The organism is Ruegeria sp. YTSA168 (genome assembly GCF_059610045.1).
The window spans coordinates 109891-124795 of record NZ_JBXWMW010000004.1 but is presented as its reverse complement, the minus strand read 5'-3'; the positions used below and the strand labels follow the sequence as shown (position 1 = coordinate 124795).

General features: G+C 58.5%; 12 protein-coding genes. 6 read left to right on the top strand and 6 right to left on the bottom strand.

Annotated elements, in window-relative coordinates; translation table 11 throughout:
- Positions 1-179 precede the first annotated feature (179 nt).
- Positions 180-1748, bottom strand: a complete 1569-nt coding sequence (locus tag AC2FFE_RS09870; RefSeq protein ID WP_496846536.1) for a 2-isopropylmalate synthase — start codon at positions 1746-1748, stop codon at positions 180-182.
- Positions 1749-2037: 289 nt separating this feature from the next.
- On the opposite strand from AC2FFE_RS09870, the gene AC2FFE_RS09865 reads away from it, so the two are divergent.
- Complete coding sequence (locus AC2FFE_RS09865; RefSeq protein ID WP_496846535.1) at positions 2038-2703, top strand: SDR family NAD(P)-dependent oxidoreductase; 666 nt, start codon at positions 2038-2040, stop codon at positions 2701-2703.
- A gap of 4 nt (positions 2704-2707) precedes the next feature.
- On the opposite strand, the gene AC2FFE_RS09860 is transcribed toward AC2FFE_RS09865, so the two are convergent.
- Positions 2708-4186: an MORN repeat-containing protein gene (locus tag AC2FFE_RS09860; RefSeq protein WP_496846534.1), complete on the bottom strand. Its 1479-nt coding sequence runs from the start codon at positions 4184-4186 to the stop codon at positions 2708-2710.
- Positions 4187-4339: 153 nt separating this feature from the next.
- Here AC2FFE_RS09860 and AC2FFE_RS09855 point away from each other — a divergent pair, with 153 nt between their 5' ends.
- The 3 genes from AC2FFE_RS09855 (at position 4340) to AC2FFE_RS09845 (ending at position 8021) form a co-directional block, all read left to right on the top strand.
- Positions 4340-5998, top strand: coding sequence for an NAD+ synthase (locus AC2FFE_RS09855; protein WP_496846533.1), 1659 nt, complete (start codon positions 4340-4342; stop codon positions 5996-5998).
- Between the two features lie 260 nt (positions 5999-6258).
- Positions 6259-6519 carry a hypothetical protein gene (locus AC2FFE_RS09850; RefSeq protein WP_496846532.1) on the top strand — a complete coding sequence of 87 codons (261 nt, stop codon included), beginning with the start codon at positions 6259-6261 and terminating at the stop codon, positions 6517-6519.
- 143 nt (positions 6520-6662) lie between these two features.
- The gene (locus tag AC2FFE_RS09845) at positions 6663-8021 is read left to right on the top strand and encodes an NAD(P)/FAD-dependent oxidoreductase (RefSeq protein WP_496846531.1); all 1359 of its coding nucleotides are present in this window, start codon (positions 6663-6665) and stop codon (positions 8019-8021) included.
- Here the strand turns inward: AC2FFE_RS09845 and AC2FFE_RS09840 are convergent.
- Positions 7999-8931 (bottom strand): MBL fold metallo-hydrolase, encoded by a 933-nt coding sequence (locus AC2FFE_RS09840; protein WP_496846530.1) that lies wholly within the window; start codon positions 8929-8931, stop codon positions 7999-8001. The genes AC2FFE_RS09845 and AC2FFE_RS09840 overlap by 23 nt on opposite strands.
- 205 nt (positions 8932-9136) lie before the next feature.
- Here AC2FFE_RS09840 and gltX point away from each other — a divergent pair, with 205 nt between their 5' ends.
- Positions 9137-10462, top strand: coding sequence for a glutamate--tRNA ligase (gene gltX / locus AC2FFE_RS09835; protein ID WP_496846529.1), 1326 nt, complete (start codon positions 9137-9139; stop codon positions 10460-10462).
- 21 nt (positions 10463-10483) lie between these two features.
- Here the strand turns inward: gltX and AC2FFE_RS09830 are convergent, their stop codons facing one another.
- Positions 10484-11095: a gamma-glutamylcyclotransferase family protein gene (locus AC2FFE_RS09830; protein ID WP_496846528.1), complete on the bottom strand. Its 612-nt coding sequence runs from the start codon at positions 11093-11095 to the stop codon at positions 10484-10486.
- Positions 11096-11188: 93 nt separating this feature from the next.
- Between AC2FFE_RS09830 and AC2FFE_RS09825 the strand changes: the two genes are divergently transcribed.
- Positions 11189-11635, top strand: a complete 447-nt coding sequence (locus AC2FFE_RS09825) for an RrF2 family transcriptional regulator (RefSeq protein ID WP_480548644.1) — start codon at positions 11189-11191, stop codon at positions 11633-11635.
- 2 nt (positions 11636-11637) lie between these two features.
- On the opposite strand, the gene AC2FFE_RS09820 is transcribed toward AC2FFE_RS09825, so the two are convergent.
- Both AC2FFE_RS09820 and AC2FFE_RS09815 read right to left on the bottom strand, forming a co-directional pair.
- Positions 11638-14166, bottom strand: a complete 2529-nt coding sequence (locus AC2FFE_RS09820; protein WP_496846527.1) for an ABC transporter permease — start codon at positions 14164-14166, stop codon at positions 11638-11640.
- The gene (locus AC2FFE_RS09815; RefSeq protein WP_496819101.1) at positions 14163-14858 is read right to left on the bottom strand and encodes an ABC transporter ATP-binding protein; all 696 of its coding nucleotides are present in this window, start codon (positions 14856-14858) and stop codon (positions 14163-14165) included. Before AC2FFE_RS09815 ends, AC2FFE_RS09820 begins: the two co-directional genes overlap by 4 nt.
- Between the last annotated feature and the right edge of the window lie 47 nt (positions 14859-14905).

The window sequence follows — 14905 nt, the reverse complement described above, 5'->3', positions numbered from 1 at the left end:
TTGAACCAGGCGGTCCATCGCGCGCTCGTGGGCTTCAGGCGTGACGTCACCGCAAGCATCAGCCGGGATATAGCGGTTTGGACTGGGTTTGAAGGGCAGCGTACGAGCCAGTCACTCATTCACGTCGCTGCTGTCGGGGCCCCGCGAACGCGGGAACCCTATGCTTGGGCGTTTTTTGCTCAGGTCAGGTCTTTGTAGCTGATCTCGCGCGCATCGGCCCCTGGGCCTGCTTTTTCCCGGCGGACGATCAAACGGTTCAAGGCGTGGATATAGGCCTTGGCCGATGCTACGACCGTATCGGTATCCGCTGATTGGCCTGTTGCGATCATGCCATCCTCTTCCAGGCGCACCGAAACGGTCGCCTGCGCGTCTGTCCCTTCGGTCACCGCATGCACCTGATAGAGTTGCAGGCGGGCTGTGTTTGGGTGGATTGCGCGGATGGCTTTGAACGCGGCATCAACCGGGCCGTCGCCATGTTCGGTTGCAATAATGTCCTTGCCATCCATTTCCAGCTCGACCGTCGCCTCGGCTTGCCCGCCGGTACCGCAGGTGACCTTCATTGACACCAGTTGCAGATAGTCATCCTCCTCATCCAGGGTCATCAGCGCGATCAGGTCGTCGTCGAACACTTCTTTCTTGCGGTCGGCCAAATCTTTGAACCGTACAAAGATGTCGCGCAATTGGTTGTCGCCAACCTCGAAGCCCAGCGTTTCCAGCTTGTCGCGCAGCGCAGCGCGACCTGAATGTTTGCCCAATGGCAGAGAGGTGCCCGACAGGCCGATATCCTCGGGGCGCATGATTTCGAAGTTTTCGCGGTTCTTGAGCATCCCGTCCTGATGGATGCCGCTTTCATGCGCAAAGGCGTTCTTACCGACGATGGCTTTGTTGAACTGCACGTTGAAGCCTGACACCGTTGCCACACGACGCGAGATATGCATGATCTTGGTCGTATCGATACCGGTGTGCCAGGGCATGATGTCATTGCGTGTGCGCAACGCCATCACGACCTCTTCCAAGGCTGTATTGCCTGCGCGCTCACCCAGACCGTTAATGGTGCATTCGATCTGGCGCGCACCCCCTGCAACAGCGGCCAGAGAGTTCGCGGTCGCCATGCCAAGGTCGTTGTGGCAATGGGTGGCAAACACCACCTCATCCGCGCCCGGTACGGTTTCGATCAGGCGTTTAATCAGGTCAGCGCTTTCGACCGGAGCAGTATAGCCCACGGTATCGGGGATGTTGATGGTTGTAGCACCGGCCTTGATGGCGATCTCGATCACGCGGCACAGGTAATCCCATTCGGTCCGCGTCGCGTCCATCGGCGACCACTGCACGTTTTCGCACAGGTTGCGCGCATGGCTGACCGTTTCGTGGATCTTGTCGGCCATCTCGTCCATGGTCAGATTTGGGATCGCGCGGTGCAGCGGGGACGTGCCGATAAAGGTGTGAATGCGGTTTTGTTCGGCGTGTTTCACCGCCTCCCAACACCGGTCAATATCGGCAAAATTGGCGCGCGCGAGTCCGCAGATGCGGCTGTTTTTCGACCTTTGGGCAATCTCAGATACTGCTTTGAAATCGCCTTCGGATGCGATTGGGAAACCGGCTTCGATAATGTCGACGCCCATCTCGTCCAGCAGCTCGGCAATCTCCAGCTTTTCGGCATGGGTCATCGTGGCGCCGGGGCTCTGCTCTCCGTCGCGCAAAGTGGTATCAAAGATCAAGACGCGGTCTTGGTCGGTCACGTTGGTCATGGGATTCTCTTTCTTCTTCTGTCCTAAAGCCTATGGCGCGCTGGCGTCCTCCTCTGAGCGGGCGCGCCGGATGGCACGCTCAGAGGCGGATTAGGATCAGTAGGCCACGCAGCGACGCACCGCGAAGGGCGGTGTCGGCAACAAGGATATCTGCGCGGTTGATCATGGGATTAGGTTATACAGAGCGCACGGCGAATGAAAAGAACCAAAATTTAGCCAGGGCCGATTTGCTGAGGTTTCTTTTGCACATGTCATTGAACTGAAGGTGCAGACCACTAGGTCGCCCAATATGCAAACGGCTTTGATCATTGGCGCATCAGGTGGCATCGGCAGTGCGCTGAGTCATCGGCTTACTGCGCAGCATGTGGCGGTGACAGGATTGTCGCGGTCAGGTGACGGGTTCGATCTGACTGAACCCGAGGTAGCCCTGAAAACACTTGATGCTTTTCAAGATCGGTTCGATTTGGTTCTGGTCGCGTCTGGAGCTTTGGAGATTAATGGCGCGCAGCCTGAAAAGACTATGCGCGCGGTGACAGCGCAGGCCATGATGGATCAGTTCGCTTTGAACGCGGTTGGACCGGCATTGATTCTGAGCCGTGCGCATAAGCTGCTGACTCGAAACAGGCGCTCTGTGATCGCGGTGCTTTCGGCGCGGGTTGGATCGATCGGGGATAATCGCATGGGCGGTTGGGTCAGCTATCGCGCGTCCAAGGCGGCGGTTAATCAGGTGGTCCACACAGCCTCGATTGAACTGGCCCGCACGCATAAGCAAGCGATCTGCGTCGCGCTGCATCCCGGCACCGTTAAAACAGCGTTCACACAGAAATATCTTGGTCGCCATCCCGCGGTTGAACCGGATACAGCTGCCGAAAACCTTCTGAGTGTCATCCAGGGACTGACACCGGAAGACACAGGCGGGTTCTTTGACTGGTCAGGTGCGCGCGTACCGTGGTAGCGGCTTAATTTTCGGCAGGCGCTTCGGGGTTTTCACCGTCTGTCGCAGGCTCTTGCGCGTTTGCTTCTTCGCCACCGGTTTCAGGTGTCTCTTCGGACGATAGGGCATCGTTGTCCCAGACACCCGCTTCTTCCTGTCCATTGGCATAGCGCATTGTGCCCTGACCCTGACGCTTGTTCTCAAAAAAACCACCCTCGTAGACATCGCCCGAGGGATAGGTTGCCGCGCCAACACCGGTGATCTTTCCGTCAGCCCAATCTCCTGAATAAGTAAAGCCGCTGGGCGCGGTAATAGTCCCTTTGCCATGGCGCGCGCCGTTGATGAAATCGCCCTCGTACACCGTGCCATCGGCAAAGGTAGATTTCCCTTTGCCCTGACGGACACCATCGACCCATTCGCCTTCGTATCGATACCCATTGGCGAAGGTGACGGTGCCGGTTCCATGGCTCACCGCATTGCGGAACTGGCCGGTGTAAACGGTCCCGTTGGGATAAGTTGCAGTACCAGTCCCCTCAAACACTCCCGCGATCCATTCGCCGTCATAGACGGTCCCGTCGGCATAGGTGCTTTGGCCCTTGCCATGCGGCAGGTCGGCGCTGAGCGCACCGATATAGGCCGAGCCGTCGGGGTAGGTGATCTCACCAAATCCTTCGATCTGACCTTCGGACCATTCGCCGGTATAGCGATAGCCATCTGTGCCGATGAAGGTGCCTTTGCCATGGCGGCGGTCGTCTTGGTAGTCGCCCTCATAGACATTGCCATTGGCATAGGTCTCTTTGCCTTTGCCCTGTCGGCGACCTTCGGTGACCTCGCCTTCGTAGACATCGCCATTGGCCAGTGTCAGCCGCCCGGTTCCGGTCATAAGGTTCTGAACCCACTGCCCGTCATATTCCAGCCCGTCCGATTGGACCAAACGCCCTTGCCCGTGGCGTTGGCCCTGTTGAACATCGCCCTCATAAACCGACCCGTCCGGATAGGTGATCCGGGCCGCGCCCTGCTGTGCACCATCAACCCATTCACCGTCATAGACATAGCCGTTGGGGTCGGTGCGGGTGCCCTTGCCGTGATGGCGGGCGTTCTGAAACTCTCCTTCATAGCGCACGCCATTTGCGTATTCGGCAATGCCCGAGCCATTGATTGCACCGTCACGCCATTCGCCTTCGTAGGTCCCGCCATCCGCATAGCTGATTTTACCCTGACCTTCGGGCTGTCCCTTGGCGAATTGACCCTCATAAACCGATCCGTTGGCGAAGCGAGCCGTGCCTTGCCCCTGAATTTCGCCTTCAACCCACTGACCGGAATACTCAAACCCATCCGGTAACCGGTATGTGCCGGTACCGTGGCGCAACCCGTTTTCAAACGTGCCTTCGTAGACCCCGCCAAGTTCGTCATCTTTGACGATCACTGTACCATCCTGGGCCCATGCCGCCGTGATCGAAAGGCACAGAATCCCGGCCGTGAGAGAATTGCGGATCAGCTTCATGGTTTGTCCTGCCTGCCCGATTATCGGTTTCATATGCGTTTGGGCAAAAATAGGGGACCACACAGATCAGAGCAACGGCTTTTGAGCCATTGGTCTTCCACTCGCGCAATGATCTGCTAAATGCAGTAGGACTGGCGAAGGCAAGAGGGCAGCATGGCCGACCGTTTCCGTATCACACTGGCGCAACTCAACCCTGTTGTGGGCGATCTTGAAAGCAATGCAGCCAAGGCGTTTGCGGCTTGGGAACAAGGTCGCGAGGCCGGAGCTGATCTGGTCGCGCTGCCCGAGATGTTCATCACCGGATACAACACGCAGGACCTGATCATGAAGCCGGTGTTTCACCGCGCGGCAATGGCTGCGGTTGAGGAACTGGCCAAGACATGTGCCGAAGGACCGGCCCTGGCCATCGGCAGTCCTTGGGCCGAGGATGACAGCCTGTTCAACGCCTATCTGATCCTCAAAGGCGGTCGGATCACCAGTAAAGTGCTGAAACATCACCTGCCGAATGAAACGGTGTTTGATGAGGTGCGTCTGTACGATTCAGGCCCTCTTGGTGGGCCGTATTCGGTTGGCAATTCGCGCATCGGCAGCCCGATCTGCGAAGATAGCTGGCACCCGGATGTTGCCGAAACGCTGGAAGAAACGGGGGCCGAGTTTCTGCTGATCCCCAATGGATCGCCCTATTTCCGCGACAAATACGATGTGCGCTTGAACCATATGGTAGCGCGCGTGGTCGAGACAGGTCTGCCGCTGATTTACCTGAACATGGTCGGCGGGCAGGACGATCAGGTGTTCGATGGCGCCACGTTCGGCCTGAACCCGGGCGGAGAGCTGGCCTTTCGCATGCCGGTCTTTGATGAGACGATCGCTCATGTGGACCTTGAGCGCGGCGACGAAGGTTGGCGGATTATCCCCGCAGAAATCGTGCCCCAGCCCGATGCGTGGGAGCAGGACTATCGCGCCATGGTGGAATCCTTGCGTGACTACATGGGCAAAACCGGTTTCAAAAAGGCGTTGCTGGGTTTGTCGGGTGGTGTGGATTCAGCCCTTGTCGCGGCCATCGCCGTGGATGCCATCGGGGCCGAGAATGTGCGCTGCGTGATGTTGCCTTCGGAATACACCAGCCAGGCCTCGCTGGATGATGCCGAGGCGGTCGCAAAAGCGCTGGGCGTGCATTATGACTTTGTTCCGATTTCAGACAGTCGCGCCGCTGTGACGGACACTCTGGCCCCGTTGTTCGCCGGGCGGGACGCGGACCTGACCGAAGAAAACATCCAATCGCGCCTGCGTGGCGTGTTGCTGATGGCGATCTCGAACAAGTTTGGCGAGATGTTGCTGACCACGGGCAACAAATCCGAAGTCGCGGTTGGCTATGCCACGATCTATGGCGACATGAATGGCGGCTATAACCCGATCAAGGACCTGTACAAATCCCGCGTGTTTGAAACCTGTCGCTGGCGCAATGCCAATCACTGCGATTGGATGATGGGACCGGATGGCGAGGTCATTCGCCCCTCGGTCATCGACAAGCCTCCAAGCGCTGAGCTGCGGGAGGATCAGAAAGACAGCGACAGCCTGCCGGATTATCCCGTGCTGGACGGTATTCTTGAGATTCTGGTGGATCAGGATGGATCCATCGCGGATTGCGTTGCCGCTGGATATGATGAACAGGACGCGCGCAAGGTCGAACATCTGGTCTACATCAGCGAATACAAGCGTTTTCAATCCGCCCCTGGCACACGTTTGACCAGCCGCGCGTTTTGGTTGGACAGGCGCTATCCGATTGTGAATCGCTGGCGAGATCGTGGTTAAGCACGCTGGCCCTAAATCATAAACAGTGACCATAAATTGCGGTAACTGTTTCCAAAATCTGACAAAACCAAGCGATTTCAGGCGGTTCTGACTGTGTCAGTGCTTGTTTGGTCGACATTTTTCTGCCACATTTATGCTTGGAAGTTGCCCTATATGGGGCGGATGTGACGCATTGCTGTAGAGTTTGCAGTTTTTGACAAGTGTTTTGTCTGTGTGATGCATCCGGGGTTGGATGTCTGAGTTAATGGTGTGGTGTTAACATGTACGAGGAATACGATAGGTCTCTGCACAAGCCGTGGCAGTACAGAACAATGGAATCTCCGGCTCAGGAGCTGGATGAAGCAAAGCTAGACGCAGCAATTGCCGATCTGATTGGGGAGCAAACCGCGGAGCCCCCGCAGCGTCTGGAATTCCCTGATTTGAAGTCACAACCTGAAATTTCGGCAAAAACTGATACCAAAGACGGCGGTTTGTCTGGCGTGTTGCGCCAGAAATGGGCTGAACTGTCCGGCGCAGCTTAAGCGCTGCCAAATCTATCATGCACTGCGCCTGCTGGCACCTTTGCCACAGGCTGATACTATCGGTTTGATAGTTTCGATTTCTGTTGTCAGAGCATCCGGCTCTGGCATCTTGAGGGCTCGTATGTGTTAAGAACGAGTCATTGATGCCAGGCCCCAAGCCAAACCCATTTGAACCTGATCTCTCGCTGCCAAAATCTGTTGATGTTGTCGTGATAGGCGGCGGCATCATTGGCGTGTCCACCGCGCTGGAACTGGCCGAACGTGGAGTTTCGGTTTTGCTGTGCGAAAAAGGGCAGATTGCGGGGGAACAAAGTTCTCGCAATTGGGGTTGGGTTCGACTTGGCATGCGTGACCCGCGTGAGATACCGTTGATGCAAGAGGCTTTGCGTATTTGGCCGGAATTGGATGCGCGTATCGAGCGACCGACTGGCTACACACAAGCAGGCATCCTGTTCGGAGCGTCTGGAGTGCGAGATGCGCGCAATCTGGAACGCTGGTTGCGCAACGTTGACGGGCTGCAGACCGGGGCAAGGATGGTTTCAGGACCTGAACTGGCAGAGCTGCTGCACGGGCAAGAAACCGACTTGAAATGCGCGCTATACATGCCACAGGACGGGCGCGCGGAACCACAGCTTGCGGCCCCTGCGATTGCCGAAGGTGCGCGAGACAAAGGCGCTGCGGTGATGACCAATTGTGCTGTTCGCAGTCTTGATCTGCAGGCTGGTCAGATCACCGGGGTCTTCACGGAACGCGGGCGCGTTGCCTGTGATCATGTGGTGCTTGCGGGTGGTGCGTGGTCGCGCCTGTTCGCGGGCAATGCCGGGATCGATTTACCTCAGCTAAAGGTCCTGAACACCGTCATGCGCAGTTCGCCCGTTGAAGACGGCCCCGAAGCCGCGCTTTGGTCAGATGACTTCGCGATCCGAAAGCGGGCAGATGGGGGATACACCATCGCGTCGGGTCATGAAAACACCTATGACCTTGTGCCTGATAGTTTCCGGCTGGCACTGCAGTTTCTGCCAGCGTTTTTTCAGGAATGGAGGTCGCTGCGCTTTCGCCTGTCTGGCCGTTGGAAGGTTGAAGCCGCGCAAGATCGGAAGTGGCTACCTACCGATGTCACCCCGTTCGAGCATTGCAGGGTCCTGGATCCCGAACCATCGCAGAAGGTTCTGCGCAATGCCTGGGCCCGCGCTAAAAAAGGATTCCCGGCCCTTCACAAGGCAGAAATCGTACAAAGCTGGGCTGGGTTAATCGATGTCACACCAGATGCGATCCCGGTGATTTCCACGGTCAATCACGTCCCCGGACTTGTCATTGCCACAGGGTTCTCGGGGCATGGCTTTGGGATTGGGCCCGGGGCCGGGCGCTTGGCGGCTGATCTGGTCACCCAGCGCGCGCCCTGTGTGGACCCGGCCGCCTTTCGCCTGTCGCGGTTCAGCGATGGCTCAAAGGTGCGGCCGGACCCGGGATATCAAGCGCTTAGCCCATCATCTGATAGCTGACCGGCACAAAGCGGAACCCGTCGCCTCGTGTTTCCACGAAACCGGCGGCGGGGAAAGGCATGTGATAGCCGATCATCGGCACCTTATCTGCCGCCAGCATACCCAGCACATTGCGACGCGACGCCGAGGCGGCCTCTTTGTCGCCATCGAAGCTGAACCCCCAGTCGGGGCGCGCAAAGGACCAGACATAGTGGTTCGCCAGGTCGGCGGTCAAAACCAGCCGCTGCCCATTGCTTTCCAGATGGAAAACCATGTGACCCGGTGTGTGGCCAAAGGCGGCCATTGCGGTGATGCCTGATGTGACCTCGCCGCCGTCTTCGACAAACGTCATCTTTTCGGCCTGCGGCTTGACCTTGGATGCCACCAAATCTCCGACAGGGTTGCCAGCGTCCATACCGGACCAGAAGTCATACTCGGTTGCCGCCGTAACATAGCGCGCATTCGGGAATGTTACCGCACCATCGGTGGTCATGCCGCCGATATGGTCGGGGTGCATATGGGTGATGACAACCACGTCAATCTGGTCAGGTGATACACCTGCATCCGCCAGCGCGGCCTGAATTCCACCCTGACCCAGCCCCGTGTCAAACAGCACCAATTCTGATCCGGTGTGGACCAGGGATGGTGTGAAGGCCAACAATCCCTTGTCGGGGGAGATGAAATTATCCGACGAAATCTGATTAAATTCTTCTTCAGACGCATCGGCGCCAAACAGTGTTCGGACATCGTCGCGCGCGGCGCTGCCATCCAGCAAGGTTGTAACGGTGAAATCACCCAGCGCGAAGGATTTGGCGATGGTCGAATTTGCCTTGGTCTCAGCCCCTGCCGCCAACAGCGGAGCCGCTGCGGATGCGAATGGAAGGGCTGCGGCGGCGCCAAGGGCCGCTCTGCGTGTCAAATTGATGGCCATTTCTTAGTCTCCCTGTGAAAATGCCATATCGGAACATAGATCGCTAAGGTTCCTCTGCCAGTATATACTTGGGTTCGTTATCAGCATGGATGAACATTGCGTGTGAACATTTGTTCATCTCGTGATCCGGGTGATAGGGTGATCGGAAACCTTGCTGGACAAAAACGCGCCTTTGTGACAAGAGCCGCGCCAACAGGAGACACCCATGACAACCACCCGTTTCGCCCCGTCGCCCACCGGTTACATCCATGTGGGCAACCTGCGCACCGCATTGATGAACTATCTGATCGCTCGCAAGGTGGGCGGAACGTTCATCCTGCGTATCGACGATACCGACCCAGAGCGGTCGAAAGAAGAATATGTAGATGCGATTAAGCGGGATATGGAATGGCTGGGCCTGCACTGGGACAAGGTCGAGCATCAGTCGGACCGGCTGGACCGCTATGCCGAAGCCGCTGACAAACTGCGCGAGATGGGCCGCTTCTACGAGGCGTTCGAGACGCCGACCGAGTTGGACCTGAAGCGCAAGAAGCAACTGAACATGGGCAAGCCTCCGGTTTATGATCGCGCTGCGCTAAACCTGTCGGAAGCGGAGAAAGAGGCGCTGCGGGCTGAACGCGGCAATGGTGTCTGGCGCTTCAAGCTGGATCACGAGCGGATCGAATGGAATGATGGCATTCTGGGCGACATCTCGATCGATGCGGCCTCGGTGTCTGATCCGGTGCTGATCCGGGGCGATGGTCAGGTACTCTATACGATTGCGTCGGTCGTGGATGACACGGAGATGGGTGTCACGGATGTGGTGCGCGGGTCGGACCACGTGACCAACACGGCGACCCAAATTCAGATCATCGAAGCGCTGGGCGGGAACTGCCCGCGCTTTGCTCATCACTCGCTGCTGACTGGCCCGCAGGGTGAGGCACTGTCGAAACGGCTTGGCACGCTGGCCTTGCGCGACTTGCGCGAACAAGGCGTGCAGCCGATGGCCTTGTTGAGCCTGATGGCGCGTTTGGGCTCGTCCGATCCGGTTGAACTGCGCTCTGACATGGCCGAGCTGATCGAAGGCTTTGATGTAAACCGCTTTGGCGCGGCCCCGACTAAGTTCGACGTGCAGGACCTGTTCCCGCTGACCGCCAAGCACCTGCAATCGTTACCGTTGGCGGATGTTGCAGATGCCGTGGCCGAGGCAGGCGTTCCGACGAAACTGGCCGAGCCGTTCTGGGCGATGGCTCGTGAGAACATCACCACTCTGTCCGATCTCAAGGGCTGGTGGGAGCTGTGCCGTGACGGGGCAGAGCCCTTGATCGCCGATGAAGACCGTGAATTCATCGGCGAGGCGGTTGCGCTGCTCCCCGACGGACCGTTCGACGATGAAACATGGAGCAGCTGGACCAAAGCGGTGAAAGAGGCCACGGGCCGCAAGGGCAAAGGTCTGTTCATGCCGCTGCGCAAGGCGCTGACAGGGATGGAGCGGGGACCAGAGATGGCGGCTTTGTTGCCGCTGCTACAGGTGATCCGCGCGCGGGGCTGAAAGCCCTGAACCGAAAGCAAACTAGAATTTGAAGGAGGCAGGCAATTCGTCTGCCTCTTTTTGATGCTGCGGCTGAAGGATCGTTACCGACGCGCGCTGTAAGCGGTCATCCACAAACGCGGTCTCATCTGGGTTAAGCTGTTGGTGGCGCGGATATCTTGGCTCGGCCCGGTCATTCAGCACAGGTGCGTCCCAGCCATCAGTCGTTGCAAAGAAACGGTCGGCCCCGTCTGGCCCAAATGTGCGCAGATATCCCTGTATAACCACATCGATATAGCTGAGCAGCAAGGGGTGGTGATCCGAAGGTTGATTGTGTCGTTCCTCTGGCACCGCATAGACCGCGATTTCGACGTCACGGGCCAGCGGATGGGAGACCGACTGCGTCGTCGGGATGCGATCATAGGCCCATTCCCGTTCATCCAGCGCGGCCCAGTCGTTCTGGGGGACATGCGCGATCATGCCTTCGATTTCGGAGTCTGGATCGGGAACCGCAGTCAGGAAGGCAACAGACCGCAAATCCGTATGCTTCCACGCTCGTCGCCACCCTTTGAGCTTTGCCGGTCGCGGATCAGGGAAGTCATGGGTGGCTAGGTTCACAAGGCTGCCGTAGCCAAAGAAATAGGGGTCTGCCATCTGCTAGGAGCCTTTTCGGGTAATTGATGTATGTCAAACCGCTTTTTCGCCGAACATGCAATAAGGCTGTATATTTGAGCGAGGGAGGTCCCTATGCGGATTACCAAACGAACGAATATTGCTGTGCGCCTGCTGATGTATTGCGCGGCGCATCCGGATCGGCTGGTGACGAAATCCGAGATTGCCGAGGTGTGCAACATCTCGGAAAACCACTTGGCGCAGGTGATCAATCAACTTGGTCAGTTGGACTATCTGAGCACGCAGCGTGGCCGAAACGGGGGCATGTCGCTGGCGCGCCCTGCAGATCAGATCCGGATCGGTGCAGTGTTCCGGCATGTGGAAGGATCGCTGCCAATTGCCGAGTGTTTCGCGGATGCTGACAACACTTGCCCGCTGACCGATGCCTGCCGTCTCCGTGTGGCGTTGCGGGATGCGGCCGAGGTTTTCTATGCATCGCTCGATGATGTCACGCTGGACGCGCTGGTCTGTGACAATGATCCGTTGCTGAAAATCCTGCAACCAGTGGCCTGCGCACGCTAGGATCAATCGCTGGCGCGCAATATGCGGGCCGGCCGGACAGACAAGGGTCGCAAGGCAAAGATCAATCCTGCACCTAGTGTGACAACGACCCCTGTGATCACGATACCCAAGGCCGAGGGCCAGATCACCTGGAACCCCGTGTCGAAGATATAGGTGGCAACGGCCCAGCCGCCCAAAATGCCGACCAGCAAGGCAATACAGCCCGCAGCAGCCCCCAGCAGCATGGCGCGCAGCGTGAAGCTTAGCAAAATACGACGGCGGTCGGCCCCGATTGTCTTAAGGATGGCGGCCTCATACCGGCGGGCCGGTTCGCCCGCAGCGGCCGCACCGATTAGGACAAGAAACCCGGTCAGAAGTGACACGCCCGCACCATAAGAGGTTGCAGAGGCAAGCCCTGCCAACAGGTCCGAGACCCGGTCGATGGCGTCCCGCACGCGCACTGCAGTGATGTTGGGGAACTGTCCTGCCAGATCGCGCAGAATGGCGGCTTCGGCCTGTTCTTCGGCGTAGACGGTTGCGATGAAACTATGCGGTGCACCGGCCAGGGCCGAAGGGTTCATCGACATGATAAAGCCCATGCCTGCCGTCGAAAAATCCACCTCCCGCAGGGATGTGACTGTGGCGGTGATATCCCGGCCCAGAATATTTACGGTCAGATCGTCGCCGATTTTCAGACCCATTTCCTCGGCCTCTTCAGCGGCAAAACTGATCTGAGGGCTGCCTGCATAGTCTTCCGACCACCATTCCCCCGCTGTGATCCGTGCGTTTTCTGGGGGGAGGACAGAGTAGGTGACGCCTCGGTCGCCTTCCAAAACCCAGTGACCCCCCGCAACCTCGCGCGCAGGTTGGCCGTTGATCTTGGTGATGATCCCACGCAACATGGGCGCGCTTTCCAAGCGGCTGACAGCAGGGTCCGTTTCCAACCTTTCAGTGAAACCGGGCATTTGGTCTTTCTGGATGTCTACAAAGAAATAGGAGGGCGCGACCTCGGGCAAGTTGCCAGAAATGGCATTCCGCAAGGTGCCATCGATCTGACCAACTGCTGCAAGCACCGACAGGCCCAAGCCCAGAGATAAGACCACTGAACCGGCCCCTTCGCGCGGATCAGAGATGGCCGTCAGGGCCCACCTCAATGAGGGTCGACCACGCGAGTATGGAACGCCCCGGCGCGCCAGCCAGCGAATGGCGATGGCAGCTACGGACAGAAGGACCAGCGCCCCGACCAAACCGCCGCTTGTCCAAAGTGTAAGTTCGGTTGAGCCACTGAACCAAGCAGCGGCTGCGATCAGGATTGCCAGCCCCAGCCCGGTCGCCATCACATAGGTCGGTCGGGGGATTTGTCGGGCCGACGTCAAGGCGTCGCGAAACAGGGTCGCTGCGCGGACCTCCTCGGTCCGGGCCAATGGCCAGAGGGTGAACAGGAACGCCGTGAGCAGCCCGTAGAGCGCGGCCTCGGCCAGGGGTTGGGGGTAGATCGAAAACACCGCAGGCACGGGCAGTTGGCTTTCAATGATTGGGGCCAACAGAAGAGGGGCGAGCCCGCCGAGGACAAGACCTATTGCGATACCAACCCCGGACAACAGCCCGATCTGGATCATGTAGGTCTGAAACACGGTTGCCCGATCCGCCCCCAACGTGCGCAGCGTGGCGATGGTTTCGGTTTTCTGTGACAGATAGGCCCGGACAGCGGCAGACACACCGATGCCGCCCACAGCAAGCCCGGACAGGCCGACCAGAACCAGAAAGGCGCTGAGCCTTCCGACGAATTCAGCTATGCCCGGCGCGCCGTTTCGAGCATCCGTCCAGCGCATACCTGTGCCATCAAACGTTTCTGCAGCCTCGGCCGAGATCACCTCCAGCGCGGTCGCATCCGGCAGATCCAGCCGGTATTTGGTCGAGAACAGAGTGCCCGGTTCCAACAGGCCCGAGGCGCTTAGGTCTTCGGTTCGGACCAGTGTTCTGGGGCCAAGGCCAAAGCCTCCAGCCGCGCCATCAGGTTCTGCAGTCAGCGCAGCCATCAGGACGAATTCCTGCGTGCCCAAGGCAAAGGTATCCCCGATGGAAAGCCCTAGCCGGTCCATCAAGACCTGTTCCATCAAGGCGCCCGGCAGATTGAAGTCACCGTCCAGAGCATCGGACAACGGCATGTCTGGGTTCAGTCCAACCTCGCCCAGCAGAGGATAGCGGACGTCAACGGCCTTTACCTGCGTCAGTGCGCGTTCGGGGTCTGTTTCTTGTTGAACAACGGCAAGTGAGCGAAAATCCACGACCTCTGATACCACCTGGGCTTCTTTTGCCATCCAAGCGCGTTCTTCAGGGGTGGCGAACCGATAGGTGAACTCCAGCTCGGCATCACCCCCGAGCAAGGCTGCACCTTCCTGAGTCAGCCCGGTTTGAATTGCATATCGAACCGAACCCACCGCAGCGATTGCGGCGACGCCAAGCGCCAGACAGGCAAGAAAGATGCGAAATCCCCTGAGACCACCGCGCAGTTCACGTCGCGCCAGCCGTCCGGCCAGTCGCAGGCTCATTCTGCCGCCTCTTTTTGTGCATCCTCGGCGACACGCCCATCGCGCAACCGAACTACCCGGTCGCAGCGGTCGGCCAGGGTGTGGCTATGGGTCACCAAAACCAATGTCGCACCATGTTTGTCACGCAAGCCAAACAATAGGTCGACGATCGCGGCGCCATTTGCCTCATCCAGATTTCCCGTCGGTTCATCTGCCAGCAGGATCTGTGGGCGCGGCGCCGAGGCGCGGGCGAGTGCGACGCGTTGCTGCTCACCCCCGGATAATTGGGCCGGGTAGTGATCTCGCCGATGCGACAGGCCAACCGCGTCAAGCTCGGCCTCGGCCCGGGCAAAGGCATCCTTGTGACCCGCCAATTCCAAAGGCGTGGCGACATTTTCCAATGCCGTCATCGTCGGGATCAGGTGGAAATTCTGAAACACCACGCCCATCGTATCCCGGCGGAACCGTGCCAAGTGATCCTCGTCCATACCGGTTAGGTCCTGACCCAAGGCTATCACCGAGCCTCCGGTCGCTTGTTCCAAACCGCCCATCAACATCAACAGCGAGGATTTGCCCGACCCTGATGGCCCGACCAGTCCCAGCGTCTCGCCCTGGTTTACCGACAGCGTTATGCCGTGCAGAATATCCACCCGACCGGCATTGCCTTCTAACGACAAAGCAGCATTTTGGAGGGAGAGCACGGGCTGTGGCATAAGACTTTCCATATAGGAGCAATATCTTGGGATATGGAGCACTTACG

Excerpts from the sequence above, each read along its gene's own strand:
- AC2FFE_RS09830 (WP_496846528.1), bottom strand. The coding sequence starts at position 11,095 with ATGGCAGACCCCTATTTCTTTGGCTACGGCAGCCTTGTGAACCTAGCC.
- AC2FFE_RS09860 (WP_496846534.1), bottom strand. The coding sequence starts at position 4,186 with ATGAAGCTGATCCGCAATTCTCTCACGGCCGGGATTCTGTGCCTTTCG.
- AC2FFE_RS09870 (WP_496846536.1), bottom strand. The coding sequence starts at position 1,748 with ATGACCAACGTGACCGACCAAGACCGCGTCTTGATCTTTGATACCACT.
- AC2FFE_RS09845 (WP_496846531.1), top strand. The coding sequence starts at position 6,663 with ATGCCAGGCCCCAAGCCAAACCCATTTGAACCTGATCTCTCGCTGCCA.
- AC2FFE_RS09850 (WP_496846532.1), top strand. The coding sequence starts at position 6,259 with ATGTACGAGGAATACGATAGGTCTCTGCACAAGCCGTGGCAGTACAGA.
- AC2FFE_RS09855 (WP_496846533.1), top strand. The coding sequence starts at position 4,340 with ATGGCCGACCGTTTCCGTATCACACTGGCGCAACTCAACCCTGTTGTG.
- AC2FFE_RS09820 (WP_496846527.1), bottom strand. The coding sequence starts at position 14,166 with ATGAGCCTGCGACTGGCCGGACGGCTGGCGCGACGTGAACTGCGCGGT.
- AC2FFE_RS09865 (WP_496846535.1), top strand. The coding sequence starts at position 2,038 with ATGCAAACGGCTTTGATCATTGGCGCATCAGGTGGCATCGGCAGTGCG.
- AC2FFE_RS09825 (WP_480548644.1), top strand. The coding sequence starts at position 11,189 with ATGCGGATTACCAAACGAACGAATATTGCTGTGCGCCTGCTGATGTAT.
- AC2FFE_RS09815 (WP_496819101.1), bottom strand. The coding sequence starts at position 14,858 with ATGCCACAGCCCGTGCTCTCCCTCCAAAATGCTGCTTTGTCGTTAGAA.
- gltX (WP_496846529.1), top strand. The coding sequence starts at position 9,137 with ATGACAACCACCCGTTTCGCCCCGTCGCCCACCGGTTACATCCATGTG.
- AC2FFE_RS09840 (WP_496846530.1), bottom strand. The coding sequence starts at position 8,931 with ATGGCCATCAATTTGACACGCAGAGCGGCCCTTGGCGCCGCCGCAGCC.